General features: G+C 53.7%; 20 protein-coding genes, 2 tRNA genes, 1 rRNA gene and 1 riboswitch. Of the genes, 18 read left to right on the top strand and 5 right to left on the bottom strand.

The features are described from left to right. Positions 1–44: 44 nt before the first annotated feature. Together ppc and argE are read right to left on the bottom strand one after the other, a co-directional pair. The gene (ppc, locus tag ACQ0PY_RS23120; RefSeq protein ID WP_044265227.1) at positions 45–2696 is read right to left on the bottom strand and encodes a phosphoenolpyruvate carboxylase; all 2652 of its coding nucleotides are present in this window, start codon (positions 2694–2696) and stop codon (positions 45–47) included. A 371-nt stretch (positions 2697–3067) separates the two neighbouring features. After that, positions 3068–4219 carry an acetylornithine deacetylase gene (argE, locus tag ACQ0PY_RS23115; RefSeq protein WP_109739599.1) on the bottom strand — a complete coding sequence of 384 codons (1152 nt, stop codon included), beginning with the start codon at positions 4217–4219 and terminating at the stop codon, positions 3068–3070. Between the two features lie 88 nt (positions 4220–4307). Here argE and argC point away from each other — a divergent pair, with 88 nt between their 5' ends. The 3 genes from argC (at position 4308) to argH (ending at position 7578) form a co-directional block, all read left to right on the top strand. Further along, complete coding sequence (gene argC / locus ACQ0PY_RS23110; protein WP_044265228.1) at positions 4308–5312, top strand: N-acetyl-gamma-glutamyl-phosphate reductase; 1005 nt, start codon at positions 4308–4310, stop codon at positions 5310–5312. 7 nt (positions 5313–5319) lie between these two features. After that, positions 5320–6096 (top strand): acetylglutamate kinase, encoded by a 777-nt coding sequence (argB, locus tag ACQ0PY_RS23105; protein ID WP_150547161.1) that lies wholly within the window; start codon positions 5320–5322, stop codon positions 6094–6096. 108 nt (positions 6097–6204) lie between these two features. Then, complete coding sequence (gene argH, locus ACQ0PY_RS23100) at positions 6205–7578, top strand: argininosuccinate lyase (protein ID WP_042998950.1); 1374 nt, start codon at positions 6205–6207, stop codon at positions 7576–7578. 62 nt (positions 7579–7640) lie between these two features. Here argH and araD read toward each other — a convergent pair whose 3' ends face one another. Further along, positions 7641–8333, bottom strand: coding sequence for an L-ribulose-5-phosphate 4-epimerase (gene araD, locus ACQ0PY_RS23095; protein WP_109739598.1), 693 nt, complete (start codon positions 8331–8333; stop codon positions 7641–7643). A gap of 433 nt (positions 8334–8766) precedes the next feature. On the opposite strand from araD, the gene ACQ0PY_RS23090 reads away from it, so the two are divergent. The 8 genes from ACQ0PY_RS23090 to oxyR all read left to right on the top strand — a co-directional run bounded on the left by ACQ0PY_RS23090 (position 8767) and on the right by oxyR (position 17894). Next, a complete protein-coding gene (locus ACQ0PY_RS23090) occupies positions 8767–9576 on the top strand; it encodes a DeoR/GlpR family DNA-binding transcription regulator (protein WP_042998952.1) in 810 nt (269 codons plus the stop codon). Positions 9577–9719: 143 nt separating this feature from the next. Beyond that, positions 9720–10724, top strand: a complete 1005-nt coding sequence (locus ACQ0PY_RS23085; RefSeq protein ID WP_044328351.1) for a substrate-binding domain-containing protein — start codon at positions 9720–9722, stop codon at positions 10722–10724. 64 nt (positions 10725–10788) lie between these two features. Further along, positions 10789–12306 carry a sugar ABC transporter ATP-binding protein gene (locus ACQ0PY_RS23080; RefSeq protein ID WP_044257501.1) on the top strand — a complete coding sequence of 506 codons (1518 nt, stop codon included), beginning with the start codon at positions 10789–10791 and terminating at the stop codon, positions 12304–12306. After that, the gene (locus ACQ0PY_RS23075; RefSeq protein WP_044328352.1) at positions 12299–13291 is read left to right on the top strand and encodes an ABC transporter permease; all 993 of its coding nucleotides are present in this window, start codon (positions 12299–12301) and stop codon (positions 13289–13291) included. Before ACQ0PY_RS23080 ends, ACQ0PY_RS23075 begins: the two co-directional genes overlap by 8 nt. A 13-nt stretch (positions 13292–13304) precedes the next feature. Beyond that, positions 13305–14348: an ABC transporter permease gene (locus ACQ0PY_RS23070; protein WP_042998957.1), complete on the top strand. Its 1044-nt coding sequence runs from the start codon at positions 13305–13307 to the stop codon at positions 14346–14348. Then, positions 14348–15229, top strand: coding sequence for an L-ribulose-5-phosphate 3-epimerase (locus ACQ0PY_RS23065; RefSeq protein ID WP_042998958.1), 882 nt, complete (start codon positions 14348–14350; stop codon positions 15227–15229). The genes ACQ0PY_RS23070 and ACQ0PY_RS23065 overlap by 1 nt, the downstream gene beginning before the upstream one ends. A gap of 10 nt (positions 15230–15239) precedes the next feature. Then, complete coding sequence (locus ACQ0PY_RS23060) at positions 15240–16715, top strand: FGGY-family carbohydrate kinase (RefSeq protein WP_109739597.1); 1476 nt, start codon at positions 15240–15242, stop codon at positions 16713–16715. A gap of 261 nt (positions 16716–16976) precedes the next feature. Then, on the top strand, positions 16977–17894 hold the full coding sequence (oxyR, locus tag ACQ0PY_RS23055; RefSeq protein ID WP_042998960.1) for a DNA-binding transcriptional regulator OxyR: 918 nt from the start codon (positions 16977–16979) through the stop codon (positions 17892–17894). Here oxyR and sthA read toward each other — a convergent pair. After that, positions 17877–19277: a Si-specific NAD(P)(+) transhydrogenase gene (sthA, locus tag ACQ0PY_RS23050; RefSeq protein WP_109739596.1), complete on the bottom strand. Its 1401-nt coding sequence runs from the start codon at positions 19275–19277 to the stop codon at positions 17877–17879. The two genes, oxyR and sthA, sit on opposite strands and share 18 nt — an antisense overlap. A gap of 198 nt (positions 19278–19475) precedes the next feature. On the opposite strand from sthA, the gene fabR reads away from it, so the two are divergent. Together fabR and ACQ0PY_RS23040 are read left to right on the top strand one after the other, a co-directional pair. Next, complete coding sequence (fabR, locus tag ACQ0PY_RS23045; RefSeq protein ID WP_043001797.1) at positions 19476–20126, top strand: HTH-type transcriptional repressor FabR; 651 nt, start codon at positions 19476–19478, stop codon at positions 20124–20126. Continuing rightward, positions 20126–20485 (top strand): YijD family membrane protein, encoded by a 360-nt coding sequence (locus tag ACQ0PY_RS23040; protein ID WP_042998961.1) that lies wholly within the window; start codon positions 20126–20128, stop codon positions 20483–20485. Before fabR ends, ACQ0PY_RS23040 begins: the two co-directional genes overlap by 1 nt. 49 nt (positions 20486–20534) lie before the next feature. Here the strand turns inward: ACQ0PY_RS23040 and trmA are convergent, their stop codons facing one another. Then, positions 20535–21635, bottom strand: a complete 1101-nt coding sequence (gene trmA / locus ACQ0PY_RS23035) for a tRNA (uridine(54)-C5)-methyltransferase TrmA (protein WP_109739595.1) — start codon at positions 21633–21635, stop codon at positions 20535–20537. 114 nt (positions 21636–21749) lie between these two features. Then, a riboswitch (cobalamin riboswitch) is annotated at positions 21750–21939 on the top strand. Between the two features lie 65 nt (positions 21940–22004). Here trmA and btuB point away from each other — a divergent pair. The 5 genes from btuB to ACQ0PY_RS23010 all read left to right on the top strand — a co-directional run bounded on the left by btuB (position 22005) and on the right by ACQ0PY_RS23010 (position 26910). After that, a complete protein-coding gene (btuB, locus tag ACQ0PY_RS23030) occupies positions 22005–23843 on the top strand; it encodes a TonB-dependent vitamin B12 receptor BtuB (protein ID WP_042998963.1) in 1839 nt (612 codons plus the stop codon). Continuing rightward, the gene (murI, locus tag ACQ0PY_RS23025) at positions 23788–24639 is read left to right on the top strand and encodes a glutamate racemase (RefSeq protein WP_042998964.1); all 852 of its coding nucleotides are present in this window, start codon (positions 23788–23790) and stop codon (positions 24637–24639) included. Before btuB ends, murI begins: the two co-directional genes overlap by 56 nt. 393 nt (positions 24640–25032) lie before the next feature. Continuing rightward, positions 25033–26574: ribosomal RNA gene (locus ACQ0PY_RS23020) — 16S ribosomal RNA — on the top strand. Between the two features lie 69 nt (positions 26575–26643). After that, positions 26644–26720, top strand: a tRNA-Ile gene (locus ACQ0PY_RS23015). 114 nt (positions 26721–26834) lie between these two features. Then, positions 26835–26910: transfer RNA gene (locus tag ACQ0PY_RS23010), tRNA-Ala, on the top strand. Positions 26911–27000 lie beyond the last annotated feature (90 nt).

Here is a 27000-nt window from a genome sequence, read left to right as displayed (position 1 = left end):
AACCCCCTCGCGCGCAATAGCACGAGAGGGGGTTAGGGGGAAAATTAGCCGGTATTACGCATACCTGCCGCCACGCCGGCAATGGTGACCATCAGCGCTTGTTCAACGCGAGGATCGGGCTCTTTGCCCTGTTGTTCCGTCAGTCGTGAGCGGTGTAACAGCTCAGCCTGCAGGACGTTCAGCGGGTCGGTGTAGATATTCCGTAACTGGATAGACTCGGCAATCCACGGGAGATCGGCCATCAGATGTGAATCGTTGGCAATTGCCAGCACCACTTTGATGTCTTCTTCCAGCAGTTCGCGCAGCTCCTTGCCCAGCGGCCACAGCGCTTTCGCGACCAGGCGCTGATCGTAATATTCCGCCAGCCACAGATCCGCTTTCGAGAACACCATTTCCAGCATGCCGAGACGGGTGGAGAAGAACGGCCAGTCGCGGCACATCGCTTCCAGTTCGCTCTGCTTACCATCTTCCACCACTTTTTGCAGCGCGGTGCCGGCACCGAGCCAGGCTGGCAACATCAGGCGATTCTGCGTCCAGGCGAAAATCCACGGAATAGCGCGCAGAGATTCCACACCACCGGTCGGGCGACGTTTCGCTGGACGCGAACCGAGCGGCAGTTTGCCCAGTTCCTGTTCCGGCGTTGCGGAGCGGAAGTACGGGACAAAGTCTTTGTTTTCACGCACGTAGCCACGGTACACGTCACAGGAGATGACTGAAAGTTCGTCCATGATATGACGCCAGGCGTCTTTCGGCTCTGGCGGCGGCAGCAGGTTCGCTTCCAGAATAGCGCTGGTGTATAGCGACAGGCTGCTGACGGTGACTTCCGGCAGACCGTATTTGAAACGGATCATCTCGCCCTGTTCGGTCACGCGCAGACCGCCTTTCAGGCTGCCCGGTGGTTGTGAAAGCAGGGCGGCATGGGCCGGTGCGCCCCCGCGACCGATAGAACCACCGCGACCATGGAACAGCGTCAGTTCAATACCGGCTTTCTCGCAGGTTTTGATCAACGCATCCTGCGCCTGATACTGCGCCCAGGAGGCGGCCATTACGCCGGCGTCTTTTGCCGAATCGGAATAACCAATCATCACCATCTGCTTACCCTGAATCAGACCGCGATACCAGTCGATGTTCAGCAGTTGGGTCATGACGTCGTCGGCATTGTTCAGGTCGTCAAGGGTCTCGAACAGCGGGGCCACCGGCATGGCAAAGCCAATTCCGGCTTCTTTCAATAGTAGATGCACAGCCAGCACGTCAGATGGCGTTTTTGCCATTGAGATGACGTAGGCAGCAATCGACCCTTTCGGCGCTTCGGCGATGACTTTACAGGTGTCGAGCACTTCACGAGTGTCATTACTCGGCTCCCAGTTGCGCGGTAGCAGCGGGCGTTTAGAGTTCAGCTCACGGATCAGGAAGGCCTGTTTGTCCGCTTCTGACCAGCTTTCGTAATCACCAATGCCGAGGTAGCGGGTCAGTTCACCCAGCGCTTCGGTGTGGCGGGTGCTTTCCTGGCGGATATCAATACGCACCAGCGGGACGCCAAAACATTTCACACGACGCAGGGTGTCGAGCAGTTCACCGTTGGCGATAATGCCCATGCCGCAAGCTTGTAACGACCGGTAGCAGGCGTACAGCGGTTCCCATAGCTGTTCGTTTTGTGTCAGCAGACCTGCCGGTTTCGGCAGCTTCTCGCCTTTCAGACGCGCTTCCAGCCAGGCCTGGGTTGCCATCAGGCGCGAGCGCAGGTTTTTCATCAGATAGCGGTAAGGCTCCGAAGCGCCTTCTTCACCGACCATCGCTAACAGTTCCGGCGTGGCATCGACCATCGACAGCTCGGAAACCAGAATCTGAATATCTTTCAGGAACAGGTCGGTTGCTTTCCAGCGGCTCAGCAGCAGAACGTGGCGGGTGATATCTGCGGTTACATTCGGGTTGCCGTCACGGTCGCCGCCCATCCATGAGGTGAAACGGACTGGAACGAAATCAACGGGTAACTGGTAGCCCAGATTATCTTCCAGCTGTTCGTTCAGCTCGCGTAAATAGTTCGGTACGCCCTGCCACAGGCTGTTCTCGACCACCGCGAAGCCCCATTTGGCTTCATCAACCGGGCTTGGGCGCAGCTTACGAATTTCATCGGTGTGCCAGGACTGTGCAATCAACTGACGCAGACGGCGCATCAGCTGGTGGCGTTCGTATTCAACGATATCTTTGTTATCGAGCTGCTTCAGACAGGCGTTGATTTCGCCCATTTTGTGGATCAGTGTGCGACGGGTAATTTCCGTCGGATGTGCGGTCAGCACCAGCTCAAGAGACAACGACTCTACCGCTTTTTTGATGATGGCGTCGTTCAGCTCTGGCTGGTTTTTCAGTTTACGCAGGGTGCGGGCAATCACTTCCGGGTTGCTGGCGCCTTCGCCTTTTGGCGAACTGCTGTGATATTGCTCGGCGGTGTTGGCCAGGTTCAGGAACTGGCTAAACGCGCGTGCGACCGGCAGCAACTCGTCATTCGACAAATTCTGTAACGTGGTGAGCAACTCTTGGCGATTTGCTTCATTGCCAGCGCGTGAGGATTTAGACAGCTTACGGATTGTTTCTACGCGATCAAGAATGTTCTCTCCCAGCGCATCCTTGATGGTTTCTCCCAGCACTTTGCCGAGCATACTGACATTACTACGCAACGCGGAATATTGTTCGTTCATATTAACCCAGACACCCCATCTTTAATCTATGAGTCCTGTATCTTTCACGCCACAGCGGCGTTGGCTGCGCTCGTCCACCCAGGTCACTTACTTATGTAAGCGCCCTGGAATGGGCTTGTTTGCCGCCTTGCTGTGACACGAAATCTTTCGGACTTTGTTTAGTAGTCGTCTTTTATAAAGCCACGTAAAACCCGTGGCGTCAATTGCGGCGAAATCGGTTCAGCAAACGAATAAATGCGGGTAATTTACGAAATTTAATTCATATCCAGCCAGATAAGAAATGCTTATCGGAATGTGAAAATGCATTGCCGGATGGCGCTGCGCATATCCGGCCTACCATCGGAGGTAGGCCGGGAAAGCGGGTAGTTCGATCAGTGCCAGCAGAAGTGGTGCACGACCTGGGTGATTAACTCACGGGTGGGCTTAATAAAACGCGTCTCGAGATATTCGTCAGGCTGGTGCGCCTGATTGATTGAACCCGGTCCCAACACCAGCGTTGGGCACAGGGTCTGAATAAACGGCGCTTCGGTGCAGTAGTTCACGACATCGGTTTTTTCGCCCAGCAGTTTCTCCACTACCTCGACAAGCTGATGGTCCGGCGGACACTCGTAACCAGGGATCGGCGGATGGAGTTCGGCAACGGTCAGACGACCCGGCCAGCGTTCGCTCACTGGTGCCAGGGCTTCCGTCAGCAAACCATCCAGTTCGCCCAGCGTCATGCCCGGCAGCGGGCGGATATCCATATGCAATTCACAGCAGGCACAAATTCGGTTCGACGCATCGCCACCGTGCAGACTACCCAGATTCAGGGTGGGATATGGTACGGTGAACGCGTCGTAGTGATAACGCGCTTTCAGAGTATCGCGCAGTTGCATAATGCGACCAATCGCGTCGTGCATCAGTTCGATGGCGTTCACGCCGCGTGCCGGATCGCTGGAGTGACCGGACTGGCCCATCACCCGTACCGCCGTCGAGATATGACCTTTGTGAGCGCGAATCGGCTGTAGCGACGTGGGCTCACCGATGATCGCGCAATCAGGACGAATCGACGCGTTTTCCGAGAAGTAACGCGCCCCCGCCATACTGGTCTCTTCATCTGCCGTCGCCAGGATGTAGAGCGGTTTTTTCAGTTGTGTCACATCAACGTCGCGAAGCGCGTCGAGAATAAATGCGAAGAAGCCCTTCATATCTGCGGTACCCAGACCGTAGAGCTTATTGTCATGCTCGGTAAGGGTGAAGGGATCGCGCGTCCAGCGCCCATCGTCAAACGGTACGGTGTCGGTATGACCCGTGAGCAGTAAGCCACCAGCTCCTTGTCCGGTGCTGGCCAGCAGATTGAATTTATTGCGGGTTCCCGGGACCGGTTGAATCTCAACGTTGAAACCGAGATTGCTGAACCAACCCGCCAGCAGATTGATTAAAGACTCATTGCTCTGATCCAGTGCTTCTTCGGTAGCGCTGATGGACGGCGTGGCAATCAGCGCGCGGTAGATCTCGATAAATGGCGGTAAGTTCATTTTCATTGTTGACACACCTTAGGTCGTGATAGTATCAATATTCATGCAATAAATATGCATAAAAATACATTAACGTTGAGCATAAAGGAACCTGATGTTGAATACGCTGATTGTAGGCGCTAGCGGTTATGCGGGCGCAGAGCTTGTAAGCTACGTGAATCGCCACCCTCATATGACCATAACCGCTTTGACCGTCTCAGCGCAAAGCAATGATGCGGGAAAGTTAATTTCTGATTTGCATCCACAGCTTAAAGGCATCGTCGATCTGCCGTTGCAGCCGATGTCTGATATCAGCGAGTTTACCGATGGCGTGGATGTGGTGTTTTTAGCCACCGCCCACGAAGTCAGCCATGACCTGGCGCCGCAATTTCTGGCTGCCGGTTGCGTGGTCTTCGACCTTTCCGGTGCCTTCCGCGTGAACGATGCCGGCTTCTATGAAAAATACTATGGCTTCACCCATCAGTATCCCAACCTGCTTGAGCAGGCGGTCTACGGTCTGGCGGAGTGGAGCGCCGACAAACTGAAAGAGGCGAATCTGATTGCGGTGCCGGGGTGTTATCCCACGGCGGCGCAACTTTCTTTGAAACCCCTGATTGATGCCGGACTGCTGGATTTGACGCAATGGCCGGTGATCAACGCGACCAGCGGGGTGAGCGGAGCGGGACGTAAAGCGGCATTGTCTAACAGCTTCTGCGAAGTGAGCCTGCAACCGTATGGCGTGTTTACCCATCGTCATCAGCCGGAGATCGCCACCCATCTGGGAACGGACGTGATTTTCACCCCGCATCTGGGCAATTTCCCGCGCGGGATCCTGGAAACGATCACTTGTCGACTGCAGCCGGGCGTGACCGCTGCGCAGGTCGCGCAGGTATTACAGCAGGCGTATGCGGATAAACCGCTGGTGCGTCTGTATGACAAAGGCGTTCCGGCGCTGAAGAATGTCGTTGGGCTGCCGTTCTGCGATATCGGTTTTGCCGTGCAGGGTGAACATTTGATCGTGGTGGCAACCGAAGATAATTTGTTGAAAGGCGCCGCCGCACAGGCAGTGCAGTGTGCCAATATCCGTTTCGGCTTTGCTGAAACGCAGTCTCTTATTTAAGGGTGCAATGATGAGTCCATTAATTATCAAGCTGGGTGGCGTATTACTGGATAGCGAAGAGGCGCTGGAGCGTCTTTTTACTGCGCTGGTGAACTATCGCGAGTCGCATCAGCGTCCGCTGGTCATTGTCCATGGCGGCGGTTGTGTCGTTGATGAGTTGATGAAAGGGCTCAACCTGCCGGTGAAAAAGAAAAACGGCCTGCGTGTGACGCCTGCTGACCAGATCGACATCATCACCGGTGCGCTGGCGGGAACGGCGAACAAAACGCTGCTGGCCTGGGCGAAGAAACACCACATCGCCTCCGTAGGCCTGTATCTTGGCGATGGCGATAGCGTAAAAGTGACCCAGCTCGACGAAGAGCTTGGCCATGTTGGACTGGCGCAGCCGGGTTCACCTACGCTGATTAACACGCTGCTGGAAAATGGTTTTCTGCCAGTCGTCAGCTCGATTGGGGTGACGGAAGAAGGGCAGTTGATGAACGTGAACGCGGACCAGGCGGCGACAGCGCTGGCGGCGATGCTGGGCGCGGATCTGATCCTGCTTTCCGACGTGAGTGGTATTCTCGACGGTAAAGGTCAGCGCATTGCTGAAATGACCGCCGCGAAAGCGGAACAGCTGATCGACCAGGGTATTATTACCGATGGCATGATTGTGAAGGTCAATGCCGCGCTGGATGCTGCACGCACGCTGGGTCGTCCGGTGGATATCGCCTCCTGGCGTCATGCCGAGCAACTCCCGGCGCTGTTCAACGGTACGCCGATCGGTACACGTATTCTGGCTTAACTATTAATGTGCCGGATGGCGGCTTCGCCTTATCCGGCCTGCATGAGTTTTGTAGGCCCGGTAAGCGCAGCGCCACCGGGCAAAAATATCAAATTAAGGAAATTCGTTATGGCACTTTGGGGTGGGCGTTTTACTCAGGCAGCAGATCAGCGGTTCAAACAGTTCAACGATTCGTTGCGCTTTGATTACCGCCTGGCGGAGCAGGATATTGTTGGCTCTGTGGCCTGGTCCAAAGCGTTGGTTACCGTTGGCGTGTTGACCGCTGACGAACAACTTCAGCTCGAAGAGGCGTTGAACGTACTGCTGGAAGAGGTTCGCGCTAATCCGCAACAGATCCTCGAAAGTGATGCCGAAGATATTCACAGCTGGGTGGAAGGCAAACTGATCGACAAAGTCGGTCAGTTAGGTAAAAAGCTGCATACCGGGCGTAGCCGTAATGACCAGGTCGCTACCGATTTGAAACTGTGGTGCAAAGAGACGGTGACCGAACTGCTTACTGCTAATCGTCAGTTGCAGAGCGCACTGGTCGAGACGGCGGAAAATAACCAGGATGCGGTGATGCCGGGGTATACCCACCTGCAACGTGCGCAGCCGGTGACGTTTGCGCACTGGTGCCTGGCGTATGTCGAAATGCTGGCGCGTGATGAAAGCCGTCTGCAGGATGCGTTAAAGCGTCTGGACGTTAGCCCATTAGGCTGTGGCGCGCTGGCCGGGACCGCCTATGAAATCGATCGTGAACAGCTGGCGGGCTGGCTGGGATTTGCCTCGGCCACGCGTAACAGTCTGGACAGCGTCTCCGATCGTGACCACGTGCTGGAACTGCTGTCCGACGCCTCTATCGGTATGGTGCACCTGTCGCGTTTTGCCGAAGATCTGATTTTCTTTAACACCGGTGAAGCGGGCTTTGTTGAGCTTTCCGATCGCGTGACCTCCGGTTCTTCATTGATGCCGCAGAAGAAAAACCCGGACGCGCTGGAGTTGATTCGCGGTAAATGTGGCCGTGTGCAGGGCGCATTGACGGGCATGATGATGACGCTGAAAGGACTTCCACTGGCCTACAACAAAGATATGCAGGAAGACAAAGAAGGCTTGTTCGACGCGCTCGACACCTGGCTGGACTGCCTGCATATGGCTGCGCTGGTGCTGGACGGCATTCAGGTGAAACGTCCGCGTTGCCAGGAAGCGGCGCAGCAAGGGTACGCTAACGCCACTGAACTGGCGGATTATCTGGTCGCGAAAGGCGTGCCGTTCCGTGAAGCACACCACATCGTCGGTGAAACGGTTGTTGAGGCGATTCGTCAGGGGAAACCGCTGGAAGACCTGCCGCTCGCCGATCTGCAGAAATTCAGTAGCGTCATCGGCGATGACGTATACCCGATCCTCTCTCTGCAGTCGTGTCTGGACAAACGTGCCGCGAAGGGCGGGGTGTCTCCGCAGCAGATCGCACAGGCGATCAGCTACGCGAAGGCGCGTCTGGCATAACGGGTATTCTGGCTTATCTGGCCTGGCGAGATGCCAGGCTTTTTTATGCCATCACGCGAAGATTACTGTCCGTAATAAGCATTCGCGCTGTGTTTTCTCAGGAAATGTTTATCCAGCAGCGTGGGTTGCATGGCGGGAATTTGAGGCTGTAACTGCTGAGTAAACAAATTCATATAAGCGATTTCTTCCAGTACCACGGCGTTATGCACGGCGTTAGCAGGATCAGAACCCCAGGCGAAAGGCCCATGGCTGTTGACCAGTACCGCCGGGATCTGTTCCGGTGAGAGCCCGCGCTGCGCAAAGGTTTCGATAATCACGCTGCCAGTTTCATATTCATAGCGGCCATTAATTTCGTCGTCATGCATCGGGCGCGTGCAAGGAATGGTTCCGTAAAAATAATCCGCATGCGTGGTGCCTAAAGCCATTAAGTCTTTTCCGGCCTGCGACCAGATAGTGGCGTGTCGGGAATGCGTATGTACGATGCCGCCAATCGTCGGGAAAGCGCGATAGAGCGCTAAATGCGTGTCGGTATCTGATGATGGCTTTTTATTTCCCTCAATAACGTTGCCGCTTTGTACATCCACCACCACCATATCTTCCAGACCCATATGGTTATATTCCACTCCGGAAGGTTTGATGACCATAATACCTTTTTCACGATCGATTCCGCTGACGTTACCCCAGGTAAACGTTACCAGTTTATGCGCAGGCAGGGATAAATTCGCCTCGAGAACGTGTTGTTTTAACGTATTCATTGTTGACTCCAGAATATAGGAAGCATGTTATTTAACAGCATTAATGACTTAACGATGGATAACATAAAATATGTGCCGCGTTTTTATTTAAATTACGCCGAATAAATAGGATGTAAAATGTAGTCAGGCGCGTCATGGCAAGAAAAAGTCATACTCGGTCACATTCGGGCATATTTGGTCAATCATAAGATGACCATTTATGTTTGTTTGCGTGTTTTCAGGTTACGGCAGGCGTGCAAAACAAGCGTATTTTGTGAGTTTTATCACCTTATATGTTGACTGGTTGCTGTTATTTCATTGTTTATTGTGATGAATATCGTTCAATTGTTCGCGGGCTTTTTCAATGGAATATTTCTTGAAATTAATCACTTTAATTCTGGGTGGAAACGTTAATTATAAGACCATGTAAAATGACACTTAGCGGATCCCTATTATGCTGCAGGCAGAACGTTACAAAATGATTTGTGCCCATGTGCAAAAACAAGGGGCGGTGCGGGTAACGGAGCTGTCGCAATTATGTCAGGTATCACCGGAAACCATTCGCCGGGATCTGAGAGTATTAGAACGTAACAAACGATTGACCCGCAGCTTTGGCGGCGCGGTTTCTCTGGATGCGCCAGAGGCGACGGCAGCGGCGATAGAGGGGACGGCATGGCAGGCGAGCAGCGTGGACCGCGCCGAATCATTTCGCAAGCGTACCGAGGAACATCCTGATATCAAAACTAAAATCGCCAAGGCAGCGTTACAGTTTATTCATTCCGGCGATTGCATTCTGATGGACAACAGCAGTACCTGCTGGTTTCTGGCCCGGCAAATTCCGGACATTGATATTACCGTGGTGACCAATTCGCTACGCATTATCCAGGCGCTGGCCTGTCGGGATAAAGTGCGCATTATCGGTATTGGGGGTGAGTATTCTGAACGCCACGATGATTTCCATGGACCCGTTGCCGAGAGTGCTATTCGAAATTTTCAAATTAATAGTTTTTTCTTTTCCTGTCAGGGAGTAAATCTGGAAAATGGCATACGTGATGGCAGTGAAATAAATGCCAGATTAAAGCAGGTTATGTTACAGGTTTCCGGGCAAAAGATCCTTCTGGTGGATTCCAGTAAATTTGAACAATACGCCTTCAGTAAAATATGTATGCTGGATGAAATCGATATTATGGTAACCAATAGCTGTATTGATCAACGTTATCGTGCGCAATACCCACAGCTAAATGTGGTGGAAGTCGATAAGTAGTATGTGTTAGCCGTTATCTGAATAATCATGACACCTGTCTGGTTATTCTGCCAATGCCAGAGGAAAGTCGAAATAAATAAAAAGTCAGGCCAATTTTTATTGGGTATTCCTGGCGTCTGAAGCTATTTCTTAAGGAAATTACGATGAAAAAATTACTCTTACCCTGCCTGATTACTGCTGCATTGTCATCAACCGCCGCGTGGGCTGAACAATCCACGGCGCCGCAAAAAGCCAACAAGCCTTTTACCATGGGCGTGGTTGTGAAAGTCGGCGGGATTCCCTGGTTCAACGTGATGGAACAAGGGATTAAAGAAGAGGGCAAGGCGCTCGGCGTTAATGCCTGGCAGGTTGGCCCAACGACGGCAGACCCGGCCGAGCAGGTGCGGGCCATTGAAGATTTAATCGCTAAGAAAGTCGATGTGATTGGCGTGGTGCCGAACGACGCGAAAGTGCTGGAGCCGGTACTTAAACGTGCCCAGGAAGCCGGTATCAAAGTGATTACACATGAATCACCGGATCAGGCTAATGCTGACTGGGATTTTGAGCTGCTGAACACCCAAACTATGGGCGCCAATCATATGAAAGATATGGCGAAGTGCATGGGTGAAGAAGGCAAATACGCCATGTTTGTCGGCAGCCTGACGGTACCGCTGGTGAATGACTGGGCCAATGCCGCGATTGCTTATCAAAAAGAACACTACCCGAAAATGACCCTGGTGGAAGATCGCTTTGGCGTGGCGGAATCGGTGGACGATTCCATGCGCACTGCGAATGACCTGATGTCCAAATACAAAGATCTCAAAGGCATTATGTCGTTCGGTTCTCAGGGCCCGATTGGCGCAGGCCGCGCGATTGATAAGCGTAAGAAAAACGATGCGATTTGCGTGTTCGGCACCTTCACTCCGGGTCAGGGCATTAAATTGCTGGAGAAAGGCGCGATTGACGGCGGCTACATTTCTAACCCGATGATCGCCGGTAAAGTTTTCGTTCAGGTCGCCACGGCGATGATGAACGGCGAACCGATTAAAGACGGCGTCAAAATCGGCGATATGGGCGAAATCAAAGTCCAGAACAACACCATCCTGAGCGATAACCCCGAAAAGCTTGATGTTGAAAATACCCGGCGTTTAGTGAAGTTAGGTTTGTAATTTCTGGTCGCATCACCGGGCCGCCAACCGGCCCGGAAATCCTTTGGTCGTTTTCAGGAACAGCATGATGCCGCATATTGCAGAACGAAATGCCGGTGAACCGTTGGTGACGTTTAAGTCGCTAAGCAAAAGTTTTGGCGGTCATCGGGCATTAAAGAATATTGATCTCACGTTAAATAAAGGCGAAGTCCACTGTCTGGCCGGAGCGAACGGCTGTGGTAAAAGCACGCTGATAAAAACCCTGTGCGGTGTGTATATCCCGGATGCCGGTAGCGAAATTATTATTGATGATAAATCCTGGTCAAGACTCTCGCCGGATAAAGCCCGTGAGTTAGGCATTCAGGTTATTTATCAGGATCTGTCGTTATTCCCGAACCTCACGGTCGCGGAAAATATCGCCTTTGAAGAAAATCTCAAGGGCTATTTTGGCTGGCACCGCAAAGCCCGTCTTAAAGCGCTGGCGCTAAAAATTATCCACGAATTACATTTCTCCCTCGATCCGGACGCGCAGGTTCAGCATTTACCGATTGCCCAGCGCCAGCAGGTGGCGATTTGCCGCGCGCTGGTGGCCGATGCCCGGCTGGTGATTATGGATGAGCCTACGGCGTCGCTGACGCGTACTGAAGTTAACCAACTACTGCGCACGGTCAATTATCTGCGCGATAAAAATATCACCGTGGTGTTTGTCAGCCATCGTCTGGATGAAGTGAAAGAGATTTCCGACCGTATTACCGTGATCCGCGATGGCGAAATCATTGGCACCTGGGCGGCGAATTTACTAACCCCGTCGCGTATTACCGAACTGATGACCGGCAGAACGATTGTCCATCAGAAAAAGCTGCCGAACAGCGTGGAAGGAAAAGTGGTGCTGGAACTGAATAAGCTCAGTCGGAAAGGGCAGTTCGAGGATATTTCACTGAAGCTTCACCAGGGTGAAGTGCTGGGACTGTGCGGATTGTTAGGCTCAGGGCGAACAGAGCTGGCGTTAAGTCTTTTTGGCATTACCCATCCGGATAGCGGAGAGATTTATCTGGAAGGGAAAAAAGTCACCATCAAAGACAATACGCAGGCCGCGAAACTGGGCATTGCCTATGTCTCTGAAGACCGCCTGACGCTGGGCGCGGTGCTCCCGCAGTCGGTCAGCGACAATATGGTGCTTTCGATCCTTAACCGGTTAAAAACGCCGTGGCATGTTATTGACGAAAAACGGCAAGCCACCCTCGTTCAGGAGTGGATCCAGGATCTGGATATTAAAGTCGCCAATCCCGATAACCCGCTCTCGACGCTGTCCGGCGGCAACCAACAAAAAGTGGTGTTGGCAAAATGGATTTTAACCCGCCCCAAAGTCTTGATCCTCGATGCGCCGACCGTCGGCGTCGATATTGGCGCGAAAGACAGTATTTATCAGCTTATCCACCGCCTTTCCGGCGTCGGTATTTCCGTGCTGCTGATTACCGATGAAGCGCCAGAGGCGTATTACAACTGCGATCGTATTTTCCATATGCAGCGCGGGAAAATTATTAACGAGCTGTTGCCTGCGGACTATACCGAGCAGCAGCTGGCGGAGGTGATTAATGGCTAATGTATTGCCGCTCCGGTTTCCACGGTCGGTGGAAGGCTGGCTGGGCTGGGTCATCGTCCTGATGCTGGCGTTTTTTTCGCTGATGAGTAATGAGTTCCTGTCAATCCAGAACCTGCTCGATCTCACCGAAAGCTACGCGGTGACGGGGATATTCGCCCTCGGCTTGTTTGTGGTGCTGGTTACCGGGGGAATTGATATTTCCTTCGCCGCCGTGGCGTCGGTGGTTCAGTACGTGGTGGCGTCCCTGTTGCTCAGCGGCACCATGACCAGCCCGCTGCTGTGCCTGGGGTTTGCTATCGCGCTGGGTGTGATATTTGGCCTGATCAACGCGATCCTGATTTATTACCTCAATGTGGTTTCCATCATCATCACCATCAGTATGCAGTCGCTGTTGTTCGGCATGCTGATGTGGCTGACCAACGGCCACAGCATCTATGACCTGCCGGACTGGTGGATCACCCAGCGATCGCTGTTTAGCTTTGGTTTTGAAGGAGAAACCTACCAGGTCGGGCTGCCGCTGGTGGTGATGTTGGCGATGGCCTGTTTCACCTGGATGCTGATGAACAAAACACATATTGGCCGCCAGCTGTATGCGGTGGGCGGCAGTACCGAGTCGGCACGACGTATCGGTATCCGGGTATCGCTGATTTATCTGTTTGCCTACGGGTATCTTGGCGCCGCCGCCGCCATTGGCGGAATGCTACAGGCCTACCGCATGAGTGAAGTGGTGCCTAACGCGCTGGTGGGCGGCGAACTCGATGTATTGGCCGCCGCCGTGCTGGGCGGAGCCAGTTTGTCCGGCGGGCGCGGTTCGGTGATCGGCACGCTAATGGGGGTCTTTCTGATCGGCATCCTCAAAAACGGTCTTAACCTGATCGGCGTCTCCAGCTACTTCGTGAATATCGTCATCGGCGTGGTGATTGTCTCGGCTATCTGCGTCACCCACTACAAAAAACGTAAAGAAACGGACGTTGGATTCGTCTGACAGGGGGCTTGAAATGAAAAAGCAGGCATTTTTACCGCTTGATGGCACCAGCTCAGGGTTGCTGGCGATCTGTTTCTTCGCCGTGGCGGCGTTCAGTCTGGCGATGCCAGGGCGTTTTTTTACCGACAACACTTTTCTGAGTATCGCCTTTCAGCTACCGGAACTGGGGCTACTGACCTTCGCGATGTTTGTCCCGATGCTGAGCGGCGGTCTGAATCTGGCGATTATCGGTACCGCGAATTTGACCAGCCTGTTTATGGCCTGGCTGCTGATCCAGTATGTGCCGGCTGACGCGTCTACCGGTATGCAACTGTGGTGGCTGTTTCTGGCGCTGCTGGGTGCGATGGCGATCGCCATGGCGATCGGCGCGCTCACCGGGACCATTATTTCCCGCGTTGGCGCGCACCCGATTCTGGTGACGCTGGGCAGCATGACCATTATCAGCGGCATCGGCGTTTACCTGACTAAAGGCGCGGCGCTAAGCGGTATGCCACCGGTGGTGCGCAGTATCGGGTCGGAAGTGATCTTTGGCATTCCGGTGCCGATGGTGATTTTTATCGTCGCTACCCTGGGTCTGGCGCTGTTCCTCGGCAAAACCCGTACCGGGAAAATCATCTATATGTGCGGCAGCAACATCAATGCGACCTGGTTTAGCGGCATTCGCACCCACCGTGTGTTAATGGCGATTTATGCGATTTCCAGCCTGCTGTGTGTGCTGGCCGGGCTGATTATGCTGGCCCGTTTTAACTCCGCCCGTATGGGCTATGGCGATTCTTATCTGCTGCTGACGGTACTGGCGATTGTGCTGGGCGGCACCGATCCCTTCGGCGGCTCAGGCAAAGTCAGCCACGTCTTTTGCGCCTTGCTGGTGCTGCAGGTGATCGCCACCGGCCTGAGCCTGTTAGGCCTCAGCCTGCATTTCAATCTGGCGGTCTGGGGTATCACGCTGATAGCAGCGCTGGCGTTTAAATTCTTTAAGCAAAAATGGCAGGCACAGCGCGCCATGAATCACAGCCGAAAAGCGTTACAACAACTGGCCACTCGTGAGGGAAGATAATGCGTAGCCACCCGTTAGGTATTTATGAAAAGGCGCTACCCGGAAACACCAGTTGGGTAGAAAAACTGGCACTGGCAAAATCCTGCGGTTTTGATTTTGTCGAAATGTCGGTGGATGAGAGCGAAGAGCGGCTGGCACGCCTCGACTGGTCTCTCGCGGAGCGCATGGAAATCATCAGCGCGATCCAGAAAACCGGGGTGCGCATTCCAACGATGTGCTTATCCGCCCATCGCCGCTTCCCGTTCGGCAGCCACGATAGCCAGACTCGCCAGCAGGCGCGTGCCATCATGCAAAAAGCGCTGCGGCTGGCGCAGGATTTAGGGATACGGACCATCCAGCTTGCGGGTTATGACGTTTATTATGAGCCACAGAATGAAGAAACTATCGCCTGGTTCGAAGACGCGATGGCCTGGGCCGCGGAGCAGGCTGCTGCTGCGCAGGTGATGTGTGCCGTGGAAATCATGGATACGCCTTTCATCAATTCCATCAGTAAATGGAAAGTGCTGGATGAAAAAATTAACTCGCCGTGGTTCACCGTTTACCCGGACGTCGGCAACTTAACTGCCTGGGGTAACGAACTGGAGAGCGAACTGGCGAAAGGCATCGACCGTATTGCCGCGATCCATCTCAAAGACACATTCCCGGTGACGCCGGATTCGCCCGGTCAATTCCGCGATGTGCCTTTTGGCGAAGGGTGTGTGGACTTTATCAAGCTGTTCAAAACGCTACGCCGCCTTAACTATCGGGGAACCTTCCTGATTGAGATGTGGACGGAAAAGTCCGCCGAGCCGTTGTTAGAAATTATCCATGCGCGCCAGTGGATAGAAAGCAAGATGCAGGCAGCCGGGTGGTATGACGAACGGCCGCTCATGGCAGGTTAAGGAGATAACGATGAGCCATTACTTTATCGGCATTGATTTGGGCGGCACAGTCACCAAAGCGGGGATCTATACCGCCGAAGGTAGAGAAGTCATCGTTGCGGCCCAAACCTTGCCGCTGCTGAGCTCACAGGCGGGGTTTTGTGAGCGCGATATGAACGAGATCTGGGCCACCACATGTCTCGTGATTCAGCGCGCACTGGCCGAGAGCCATATTGCGGCGGAACAGATCCGCGGGATTGGCTTTTCTGCACACGGTAAAGGACTTTACCTGGTCGATAAGTCGGGCAAACCCGTCCGTAATGGCATCGTCTCTTCAGATTCCCGGGCGCAACCGCTGGTGGCAAGCTGGAAGGCGCAGGGTGTCGATCGCCAGGCGTACCCGCTCAGTTTGCAACAGCTATGGCCTTCTCATCCGGCAGCGCTGCTGGCCTGGCTGAAACAGCATGAGCCGGAGAACTACGCGCGGACGGGCCACATCCTGATGGCGCACGACTATATTCGTTACTGCCTGACGGATAACCTTGCCTGTGAAGAGACCAATATCTCCGGGAGCCAGTTGTTTAATCAGCAGCGTAATGAGTTCGATCCCGCGCTGTTCGCCCTGTTTGGCATTGAGGAGATGGTGCACTGCACGCCGGGGGTGATAGGTTCTGCCGATCTCGCTGGCTATGTGACCGCCGATGCCGCTACGTTATGCGGGTTGAAGGTAGGTACACCCGTGTTCGGCGGGGTCTTTGACGTGGTTGGCGCAGCCATCACCTCCGGTGTGCATGACAGCTCGCACCTCAGTGCGGTAGCGGGCACCTGGTCTATCGCTACCCGGGTATTCGATCGCATTATTCCGGCGGATTATCCCTATGTGTGGGGTAAATTCAGTGTTCCTGGGCAGTATTTTGCGCATGAAGGCAGCCCCACTTCCGCCAGTAATCTGACCTGGTTTATCAACCATTTTTTCCCGGCGTTGGCAAACGATCACGATACGCTTAACCGGTGGGCGGAGCAGGGGTATCAGAAGCCAGACAGCATTCTGTTTTTCCCGTGGCTGTACGGCTCAAACTATTGCGACTCATTAAGCGGCGGCTTTTTCGGGCTGGCAGGGCATCACGATGCGTCAGACATGGTTTACGCTATCTATCAGGGCATCGTATTTTCTCATTTACTGCATCAGGACCGGATGCTGCAGCTCAACGGCGCAACCCAGGCGATTCGTTTTACTGGCGGGCCAACGCATTCGCGTATCTGGATGCAGATGTTTTGCGATGCCAGCAATCTGCCGCTTGAAATTGTCGATGTCGAGCAGTCCGGGTGCCGGGCGGCGGCGATGTGTGCGGCCGTTGGCGTGGGGGATTATGCAGGATTCGCACAGGCGATTAACGCCACTCTGCCGTCGGTGATCAGACTTGAGCCGAATGCCGTAAAGCACAACATGCTGCGTAGCCGGTTTGCGCAATTCAAACGCGTTGCGGATGCACTGAGTGCAATATAACGCTGATTAACTTCATTCCGGCCAGGCACGATGCCTGGCTTTTTTACGCAAAAAAAATGCGGACCACGGGGTCCGCAAAAGTTCACGTTGGCTTTCGTTATTTGGGTAGAGAGAGACTCTCTGAACGGGCAGTGGCTTCAAGGGTTAAACGAGACTGCTCCGTTTCTGTGATGGATTATCAGACAGAAAGCTTGATAGGGATAATCGTTCGTTGCTATGCTACCTATCGCCATGAACTATCGTGGCGATGGAGGATGAATAATGAATATTCGTGATCTTGAATACCTGGTGGCATTAGCCGAACATCGCCACTTCCGGCGCGCGGCGGACTCCTGTCACGTTAGTCAGCCAACGCTGAGCGGACAAATCCGCAAGCTGGAAGATGAGCTGGGCGTGATGCTGCTGGAGCGTACGAGTCGTAAAGTGCTGTTCACCCAGGCGGGTTTACTGCTGGTGGATCAGGCGCGTACCGTGCTGCGTGAGGTCAAAGTGCTCAAGGAGATGGCAAGCCAACAGGGCGAAACCATGTCAGGTCCGCTGCACATTGGTTTGATTCCCACTGTCGGTCCTTACCTGCTGCCGCATATTATCCCGATGCTGCACCAGACTTTCCCGAAGCTGGAAATGTATCTGCATGAAGCGCAGACCCATCAGCTGCTGGCGCAACTGGATAGCGGCAAGCTTGACTGCGTGATCCTGGCGCTGGTGAAAGAGAGCGAGGCCTTTATCGAAGTGCCGTTGTTCGACGAGCCGATGCTGCTGGCGATCTACGAAGATCACCCGTGGGCGAATCGCGAATGCGTGCCGATGTCCGATCTGGCAGGCGAAAAACTGCTGATGCTGGAGGACGGTCACTGTCTGCGCGATCAGGCGATGGGATTCTGCTTTGAAGCCGGTGCTGACGAAGACACCCACTTCCGTGCGACCAGTCTGGAAACGCTGCGTAACATGGTAGCGGCAGGAAGCGGTATTACCCTGCTGCCCGCGCTGGCGGTTCCGCAAGAACGCAAACGTGATGGCGTGGTGTATCTGCCCTGCATTAAGCCTGAGCCGCGTCGTACGGTGGGGCTGGTGTATCGTCCAGGATCACCGCTGCGTAGTCGCTATGAGCAACTGGCAGAGGCCATCCGCGGTGCGATGGATGGCCATTTCGACAAGGCGTTAAAAAAGGCGGTTTAAGCCATTTAGCGCCGCTACCCGATAGGCTTCCGCCATCGTCGGGTAGTTAAAGGTGGTGTTAACGAAGTACTCAATCGTGTTACCACCACCTTTCTGCTCCATAATCGCCTGACCGATGTGAATAATCTCGGCTGCGCGTTCACCAAAGCAGTGAATCCCCAGAATCTCTTTCGTTTCCCGATGGAACAAAATCTTCAGCGTGCCTACGTTCATGCCAACGATTTGCGCGCGCGCCAGGTGTTTAAACTGGGCACGGCCCACTTCGTAAGGCACTTTCATCGCTGTCAGTTGCTGTTCGGTTTTGCCCACGGAACTGATCTCCGGGATGGTGTAAATGCCGGTCGGGATATCTTCGATCAGGTGCGCGTTCGCTTCCCCTTTCACCAGCGCCTGAGCGGCAATGCGTCCCTGGTCGTATGCTGCGGACGCCAGGCTCGGGTAACCGATCACATCACCCACCGCGTAAACGTGCGGCAGCGCGGTTTGGTACATGCTGTTGACCTTGAGCTGACCACGGCTGTCGGTTTCCAGACCGATATTCTGTAACGCCAGAGAATCGGTGTTGCCGGTACGACCATTGGCATACAACAGGCAGTCGGCCTTCAGTTTCTTACCGGACTTCAGGTGCATGATCACGCCATCGTCGCAGCCTTCGATTTTCTCATACTCTTCATTGTGGCGAATGACGACGCCGCTGTTCCAGAAGTGGTAAGAGAGGGAGTCGGACATCTCTTGATCGAGGAACGCCAGCAGACGGTCGCGGGTGTTGATGAGATCAACTTTGACCTCCATTCCGCGGAAGATCGACGCATATTCGCAGCCAATCACCCCGGCGCCATAAATAATCACATGGCGCGGTTCGTGGTGCAGACTGAGGATCGAATCGCTGTCATAAATGCGCGGGTGCGAGAAATCCACGTCTGCCGGATGATAAGGGCGCGATCCGCAGGCAATGACAAATTTCTCTGCTGTCAGGGTTTCAACCATACCGTCATGACATTCCAGCGCCAGCGTGTGTTCGTCAACAAAATGGGCGTTACCCTGCAAGATCTCGCAGTGGTTACGCTCATAAAAACCCTGCCGCATCCGTGTTTGCTGATTAATCACGTTGTCGGCATGGTTGAGAATATCGGCGAATGAGGAACGAAGCAGGCGGGAATGATCGCTATAAAGGGGGTTCTGATTGAATTCGATAATACGACTGACTGCGTGGCGGAGCGCTTTTGACGGGATGGTGCCCCAGTGGGTGCAACCGCCGCCAACGTTATGATAACGCTCGATAACGGCAACACGAGCTCCTTGCTTAACCAGACCCATTGCAGCGCCTTCGCCGCCGGGGCCGGAACCTATAACTATGGCATCGTAATCGTAGGAATGTGGCATGGTAAGGCTTACCTGTTCTTATACATAAAAGCAACAGAATAGTAACATCATTGCCGGGATAACCCAATTATCGTTGTGCTTTTTTGCGAAGCCGAAGCACAAACTGCGCGTAAACAATCATTCACAAAGCTGAACAAACAGATTAACTTTGAACTCTGGTATAGTGCCGGACAAGGCATACGGAAGGATTCAGACATCGTGATGGGCGTTAGAGCGCAGCAAAAAGAAAAAACCCGGCGTTCGTTGGTAGAAGCCGCATTTAGTCAACTGAGCGCGGAGCGTAGCTTCGCCAGTCTCAGTTTGCGTGAAGTCGCACGTGAAGCGGGCATTGCGCCAACCTCCTTTTATCGTCATTTCCGTGATGTTGATGAGCTCGGCCTGACCATGGTTGATGAAAGCGGTCTGATGTTGCGTCAGTTGATGCGTCAGGCTCGTCAGCGTATCGCCAAGGGCGGGAGTGTGATCCGCACCTCGGTCTCCACATTTATGGAGTTCATCGGTAACAACCCCAACGCCTTCCGTTTATTATTGCGTGAACGTTCTGGCACCTCAGCGGCGTTCCGTGCTGCCGTTGCGCGAGAAATTCAGCACTTCATCGCGGAACTTGCGGACTATCTGGAAATCGAAAACCATATGCCGCGTGCGTTTACTGAAGCGCAAGCCGAAGCGATGGTGACGATTGTCTTCAGTGCAGGTGCCGAAGCGCTGGACGTGGGCGCGGAACAGCGTCGGCAGTTAGAAGAGCGACTGGTACTGCAACTGCGCATGATTTCGAAAGGTGCGTATTACTGGTATCGCCGTGAACAAGAGAAGATGCCCCTCATTCCGGGTAACGTGAAGGAAGAGTAATGAAACAGTCAGTTCAGGATAAAGGTACGCTGCTGCTGGCGCTGGTCGCTGGCTTGTCAATCAATGGTACATTCGCGGCGCTGTTTAGCTCCATCGTGCCGTTCTCTGTATTTCCGATTATCTCGTTGGTGCTGACGGTGTACTGTCTGCATCAACGTTATTTGAATCGCACCATGCCTGTGGGTTTACCGGGTCTGGCTGCCGCCTGCTTTATTCTCGGCGTTCTGCTTTACAGCACCGTGGTGCGCGCGGAATATCCGGATATTGGTTCCAACTTCTTCCCGGCGGTGCTGTCGGTCATTCTGGTCTTCTGGATCGGCGTGAAAATGCGTAATCGCAAGCAGGAAGTGTCGGAATAAAGAGGAGAGGCCGGATGAGACGCTTTGCGTCATCATCCGGTTATGACACTCACTTCGCCGTCAACAACACCCCACACTCCATATGGTGCGTATACGGAAACTGATCAAACAGCGCCAGACGTGATACGTCATGCGTCTGGCTTAACGTTTCCAGGTTCTTGCACAGCGTCTCCGGATTACAGGAGATGTACAGAATGCGCGGATATGCCTGTACCATTTTCTCCGTTTCGCTGTCCAGACCGCTGCGGGGCGGATCGACAAAAATCGTTTCGCACTGATAGCTTTTCAGATCGATACCCTGCAAGCGGTTAAATTCGCGCACGCCGTTCATTGCCTGCGTAAACTCTTCCGCCGCCATGCGGATAATCTGCACGTTATCAATCTGATTCGCCGCAATGTTGTATTGCGCGGCGGCAACAGACGGTTTGGCGATTTCGGTGGCCAGCACACGGTCAAAATTGCGTGCCAGCGCTAAAGAAAAGTTGCCGTTACCGCAGTACAGTTCAAGCAGGTCGCCTTTCGAGCCTTTAGTGACATCCAGCGCCCACTCCAGCATCTGAATGTTCATGGCCGCATTTGGCTGCGTAAAGCTGTTCTCAACCTGGCGATAGATCATTTCTTTGCCCGCAACTGGCAAACGTTCATCAATGTAGTCCTGATCCAGCGCGATTTTGGTTTTTGTCGCGCGGCCAATCAGATGCACGTTCAGGTTCTGCGCACGCAGGGCGTCGCGGAGCGCTTCGGCGGCTTCACGCCATTCGTCGTCCAGCCTTTTATGATACAGCAGCGAAACCACTGCCTGATTACTCATGGTGGTGAGGTAATCAATCTGGAACAGTTTATGGCGCAACACGCGGTTGTCGCGCACGCCTACGATCATCGCGGTCATCAACTGGTTAATCAGTTCACTCGCCGCAGGGAAGCTGTCGACGCGGATTCGGCTTTTGCTCTGTTGGTCAAAAATGATGTGATAGAGGTCATCGCCATCGTGCCAGATGCGGAATTCAGCACGCATACGGTAGTGACTGACCGGCGAACGAAACACTTCCGGGACAAGGTCAGAAAAGGGCGCCATCATACTCTGCAAGCGCACCACTTTTTCGGCGAGCTGCGCGTCATACTGTTCTGTCGGAAGGTGTTCGGGGGTCATGATGTATCCTGAAAAATAAAAGTACGCGGGGATTGTAGGGATTGCTCAACAGATGTCCAGTCATTGATGATCTCTCATATTTAACAAACACGCTGGACAGTAAGATGTTACAAACTGTAGCATCCGTGTGCCGGTCCTGTGAGTTAATAGGGAATCCAGTGTAAATCTGGAGCTGACGCGCAGCGGTAAGGAAAGGTGAGATGAGAGCGTAAGCAGACACTGCCTGTTGGGTGGGAAGTCTTCATCTCTTATATCCGTGGATAACCTTCCAAGCCCGAAGACCTGCCGGCTAACGTCGCAACTGGTTTTCATCATCGCGTACTATCGGTGGGACCTGCGGCATCCTTCTTATATTGTGGATGCTTTACAATGATTAAAAAAACATCGCTGCTGACGGCGCTCTCCGTCACGGCTTTTTCGGGTTGGGCACAGGATGCCACCCCTGACACGCTTGTCGTGACAGCAAACCGTTTTCAACAACCTGTTAATACCGTTCTGGCCCCGACCGATATTGTCACCCGCGAGGATATCGAACGCTGGCAGTCCCGAACCGTTCTGGATGTCATGCGCCGCCTGCCAGGCGTGGATGTCGCCCAGAATGGCGGCATGGGGCAAAGCTCTTCTCTGTTTGTGCGGGGTACCGAAGCGAAACACGTTCTGGTGTTAGTCGATGGTATTCCGGTCGCCCGTCCGGGCATTACGAATAATTCCGATATTGACCAGATCCCGGTGTCGCTGGTGCAGCGCATTGAGTATATCCGTGGCCCGCGCTCAGCGATTTATGGCTCTGGCGCGATTGGCGGCGTAGTGAACATCATCACTATGACGGGTGAGGAACGTTCGCAGATTAATGCTGGCGTGGGGTCAAAAGGTTATCAGCAATATGACGGTACGTACCGCCAGCGTTTTGGCGATACCGTGGTAACCGCGGCCGGGGCTTATCAGACCACCAAAGGCTTCGACGTTCAGCCGCGTTCCAGCTATAGCGGCGACAGCGATCGCGATGGTTATCGCAATAAACTCTTCTGGGGTGGCGTTGAGCACAAATTTAACGATCAATTCGATGGTTACTTTCGTGGCTACGGCTATGCCAGTAATGCCGATTACGACCAGGGGAACTGGGGATATGACGGCGGAAACGACGAGCACCAGAATTACACTCAGTCGTGGGATACGGGGCTGCGCTTCAATTCTGGAATCTACTCGTCACAACTGGTCGCTAACTACCAGCGAATTAAGGACTATAACTACAGCAGCCTGAATGGGCGCTATGCCACAGGTTATAGCCTTGATGATATGGAACAGCGCTACGTCCAGTGGGGCAACAACGTTATTGTCGGGCACGGCGCTGTCAGTGCTGGTGTCGACTGGAAACAAGAAAAGCTGATGTCCTTCGGCGAGTATGGGACAGACAACTATAAGCGTGATAACACGGGCCTCTATCTCACCGGGCAACAGCAGATTGATAGCGTGACGCTGGAAGCGTCGGGCCGTGAAGACCATGACGACCAGTTCGGCTGGCATGGTACCTGGCAAACAGCGGCGGGATGGCAGTTTGTTGATGACTATAAAGTGACGCTTTCCTATGGCACGGGCTTCCTTGCGCCTTCACTGGGGCAACAGTTTGGTGCGGAGCGTTTTGGGATCGCCTCTAACCCAAACCTGAAGCCGGAAGAGTCGAAGCAGTGGGAAGCCGGATTAGAAGGGCTGACCGGCCCGCTTGACTGGCGTCTGTCGACCTATCGCTACAAAATTCAGAACCTGATCGACTACAACAACAATACCTACTTCAACGTCAAATCCGCGACCATCAAAGGCCTGGAATGGACCGGGAACCTGACGACCGGGCCGGTCGATCATCGCTTAACGTTGCAGTATGTTGATCCGCGTGATGATGAAACCGATCAGCCGCTTTATCGTCGCGCTAAACAGCAGGTGAAGTACGAGCTCAGCGGACAGGTCTACGATCTGGGCTGGGATGTGACCTATCAGTATATTGGCGAGCGTTACGATTACGACTACGACAATTCCCGGAAGGTGAAAATGGGCGGGCTGAGCGTGTGGGACCTCGGACTTTCATATCCAGTCACCTCACATCTCACAGTTCGTGGTAAAATAGCCAACCTGTTCGATAAAGATTACGAGACAGTTTATGGCTACCAAACTGCAGGACGGGAATACACCTTGTCTGGCAGCTACACCTTCTGATCCGCGCCCCACCGTGCTGGTATTTGATTCCGGTGTCGGTGGGTTGTCGGTCTATGATGAGATTCGGCATCTCCTGCCGGATCTCCACTATATCTATGCTTTCGATAACGTGGCTTTTCCTTATGGGGAGAAGAGCGAGGCATTTATCGTTGAGCGCGTTGTTGAGATCGTGACGGCGGTACAGCAGCGTTATCCTCTTTCTCTGGCCGTTATCGCCTGTAACACGGCCAGCACGGTCTCTCTTCCTGCCTTACGTGAGAAGTTCGCTTTCCCGGTTGTGGGCGTGGTACCGGCGATCAAACCGGCGGCGCGTCTGACGGCGAACGGGGTTGTCGGGCTTCTGGCCACGCGCGGGACGGTGAAGCGCCCTTATACGCATGAACTGATCGCGCGCTTTGCCAATGAGTGCCAGATAGCCATGCTGGGGTCCGCAGAGCTGGTGGAACTGGCGGAAGCGAAGTTGCACGGCGAACCCGTGCCGCTGGAAGAACTGCAACGGATCCTGCGCCCATGGCTGCGGATGCCGGAGCCGCCTGATACCGTGGTACTTGGCTGCACCCACTTTCCCCTGTTGCAGGAAGAACTCTTACAGGTTCTGCCTGAAGGAACGCGACTGGTCGATTCCGGGGCGGCCATTGCACGACGTACTGCCTGGCTACTGGAACATGAAGCGCCGGATGCGAAATCAGCAGATGCCAACATTGCCTATTGCATGGCGATGACGCCAGAAACTGAGCAATTATTGCCCGTTTTGCAGCGCTATGGCTTTGAATCGCTCGAAAAACTGACGGTTTAACGCTGTTTTGGGTAAATATTACGCACTCGGAAAATTATTTTAAATTTCCCCTTGTCAGCCCGAAATAACTCCCTATAATGCGCCTCCACTGACACGGAACAACGGCACGCAAGCCGCCGGGTCAGCAGGGTTCTCCGGTGAAAACCAGTGATGAACACCGACAGAGAAAAGCGAAATAAATGCTTGACTCTGAAGCGGGAAAGCGTATTATGCACACCCCGCGCCGCTGAGAAAAAGCGAAGCGGCACTGCTCTTTAACAATTTATCAGACAATCTGTGTGGGCACTCAGAGTGACATGGATTCTTAACGTCGCAAGACGAAAAATGAATACCAAGTCTCAAAGAGTGAACACGTAATTCATTACGACGTTTAATTCTAGGAGCATCAAACTTAAATTGAAGAGTTTGATCATGGCTCAGATTGAACGCTGGCGGCAGGCCTAACACATGCAAGTCGAACGGTAACAGGAAGCAGCTTGCTGCTTTGCTGACGAGTGGCGGACGGGTGAGTAATGTCTGGGAAACTGCCCGATGGAGGGGGATAACTACTGGAAACGGTAGCTAATACCGCATAATGTCGCAAGACCAAAGAGGGGGACCTTCGGGCCTCTTGCCATCGGATGTGCCCAGATGGGATTAGCTTGTTGGTGAGGTAACGGCTCACCAAGGCGACGATCCCTAGCTGGTCTGAGAGGATGACCAGCCACACTGGAACTGAGACACGGTCCAGACTCCTACGGGAGGCAGCAGTGGGGAATATTGCACAATGGGCGCAAGCCTGATGCAGCCATGCCGCGTGTATGAAGAAGGCCTTCGGGTTGTAAAGTACTTTCAGCGGGGAGGAAGGGGTTAAGGTTAATAACCTTAGCCATTGACGTTACCCGCAGAAGAAGCACCGGCTAACTCCGTGCCAGCAGCCGCGGTAATACGGAGGGTGCAAGCGTTAATCGGAATTACTGGGCGTAAAGCGCACGCAGGCGGTCTGTCAAGTCGGATGTGAAATCCCCGGGCTCAACCTGGGAACTGCATTCGAAACTGGCAGGCTTGAGTCTCGTAGAGGGGGGTAGAATTCCAGGTGTAGCGGTGAAATGCGTAGAGATCTGGAGGAATACCGGTGGCGAAGGCGGCCCCCTGGACGAAGACTGACGCTCAGGTGCGAAAGCGTGGGGAGCAAACAGGATTAGATACCCTGGTAGTCCACGCCGTAAACGATGTCTATTTGGAGGTTGTGCCCTTGAGGCGTGGCTTCCGGAGCTAACGCGTTAAATAGACCGCCTGGGGAGTACGGCCGCAAGGTTAAAACTCAAATGAATTGACGGGGGCCCGCACAAGCGGTGGAGCATGTGGTTTAATTCGATGCAACGCGAAGAACCTTACCTGGTCTTGACATCCACAGAACTTGGCAGAGATGCCTTGGTGCCTTCGGGAACTGTGAGACAGGTGCTGCATGGCTGTCGTCAGCTCGTGTTGTGAAATGTTGGGTTAAGTCCCGCAACGAGCGCAACCCTTATCCTTTGTTGCCAGCGGTTAGGCCGGGAACTCAAAGGAGACTGCCAGTGATAAACTGGAGGAAGGTGGGGATGACGTCAAGTCATCATGGCCCTTACGACCAGGGCTACACACGTGCTACAATGGCATATACAAAGAGAAGCGACCTCGCGAGAGCAAGCGGACCTCATAAAGTATGTCGTAGTCCGGATTGGAGTCTGCAACTCGACTCCATGAAGTCGGAATCGCTAGTAATCGTGGATCAGAATGCCACGGTGAATACGTTCCCGGGCCTTGTACACACCGCCCGTCACACCATGGGAGTGGGTTGCAAAAGAAGTAGGTAGCTTAACCTTCGGGAGGGCGCTTACCACTTTGTGATTCATGACTGGGGTGAAGTCGTAACAAGGTAACCGTAGGGGAACCTGCGGTTGGATCACCTCCTTACCTTAAAGAACCTGCCTTTGTAGTGCCCACACAGATTGTCTGATGAAAAACGAGCAGTAAAACCTCTACAGGCTTGTAGCTCAGGTGGTTAGAGCGCACCCCTGATAAGGGTGAGGTCGGTGGTTCAAGTCCACTCAGGCCTACCAAATTTTCCCTGAATACTGCGTTGTGAAACGACTCGCATACTTTAAGTATGCTTCGCCATTCCACGCCTTGTCTCAGGAAAAATTATCGGTACAGAGGTTCTGACTACACTGTATGGGGCTATAGCTCAGCTGGGAGAGCGCCTGCTTTGCACGCAGGAGGTCTGCGGTTCGATCCCGCATAGCTCCACCATACTGTAGAACGTAATCAAGAAAACTTCAGAGTGTACCTGAAAGGGTGCGCTGCGAAGTTTTGCTCTTTAAAAATCTGGATCAAGCTGAA

It is taken from the genome of Citrobacter sp. LST-B2, from assembly GCF_057983045.1.
Note: the sequence above shows the minus strand (reverse complement) of the source record. Positions and strands in the feature narration are given on the sequence as shown.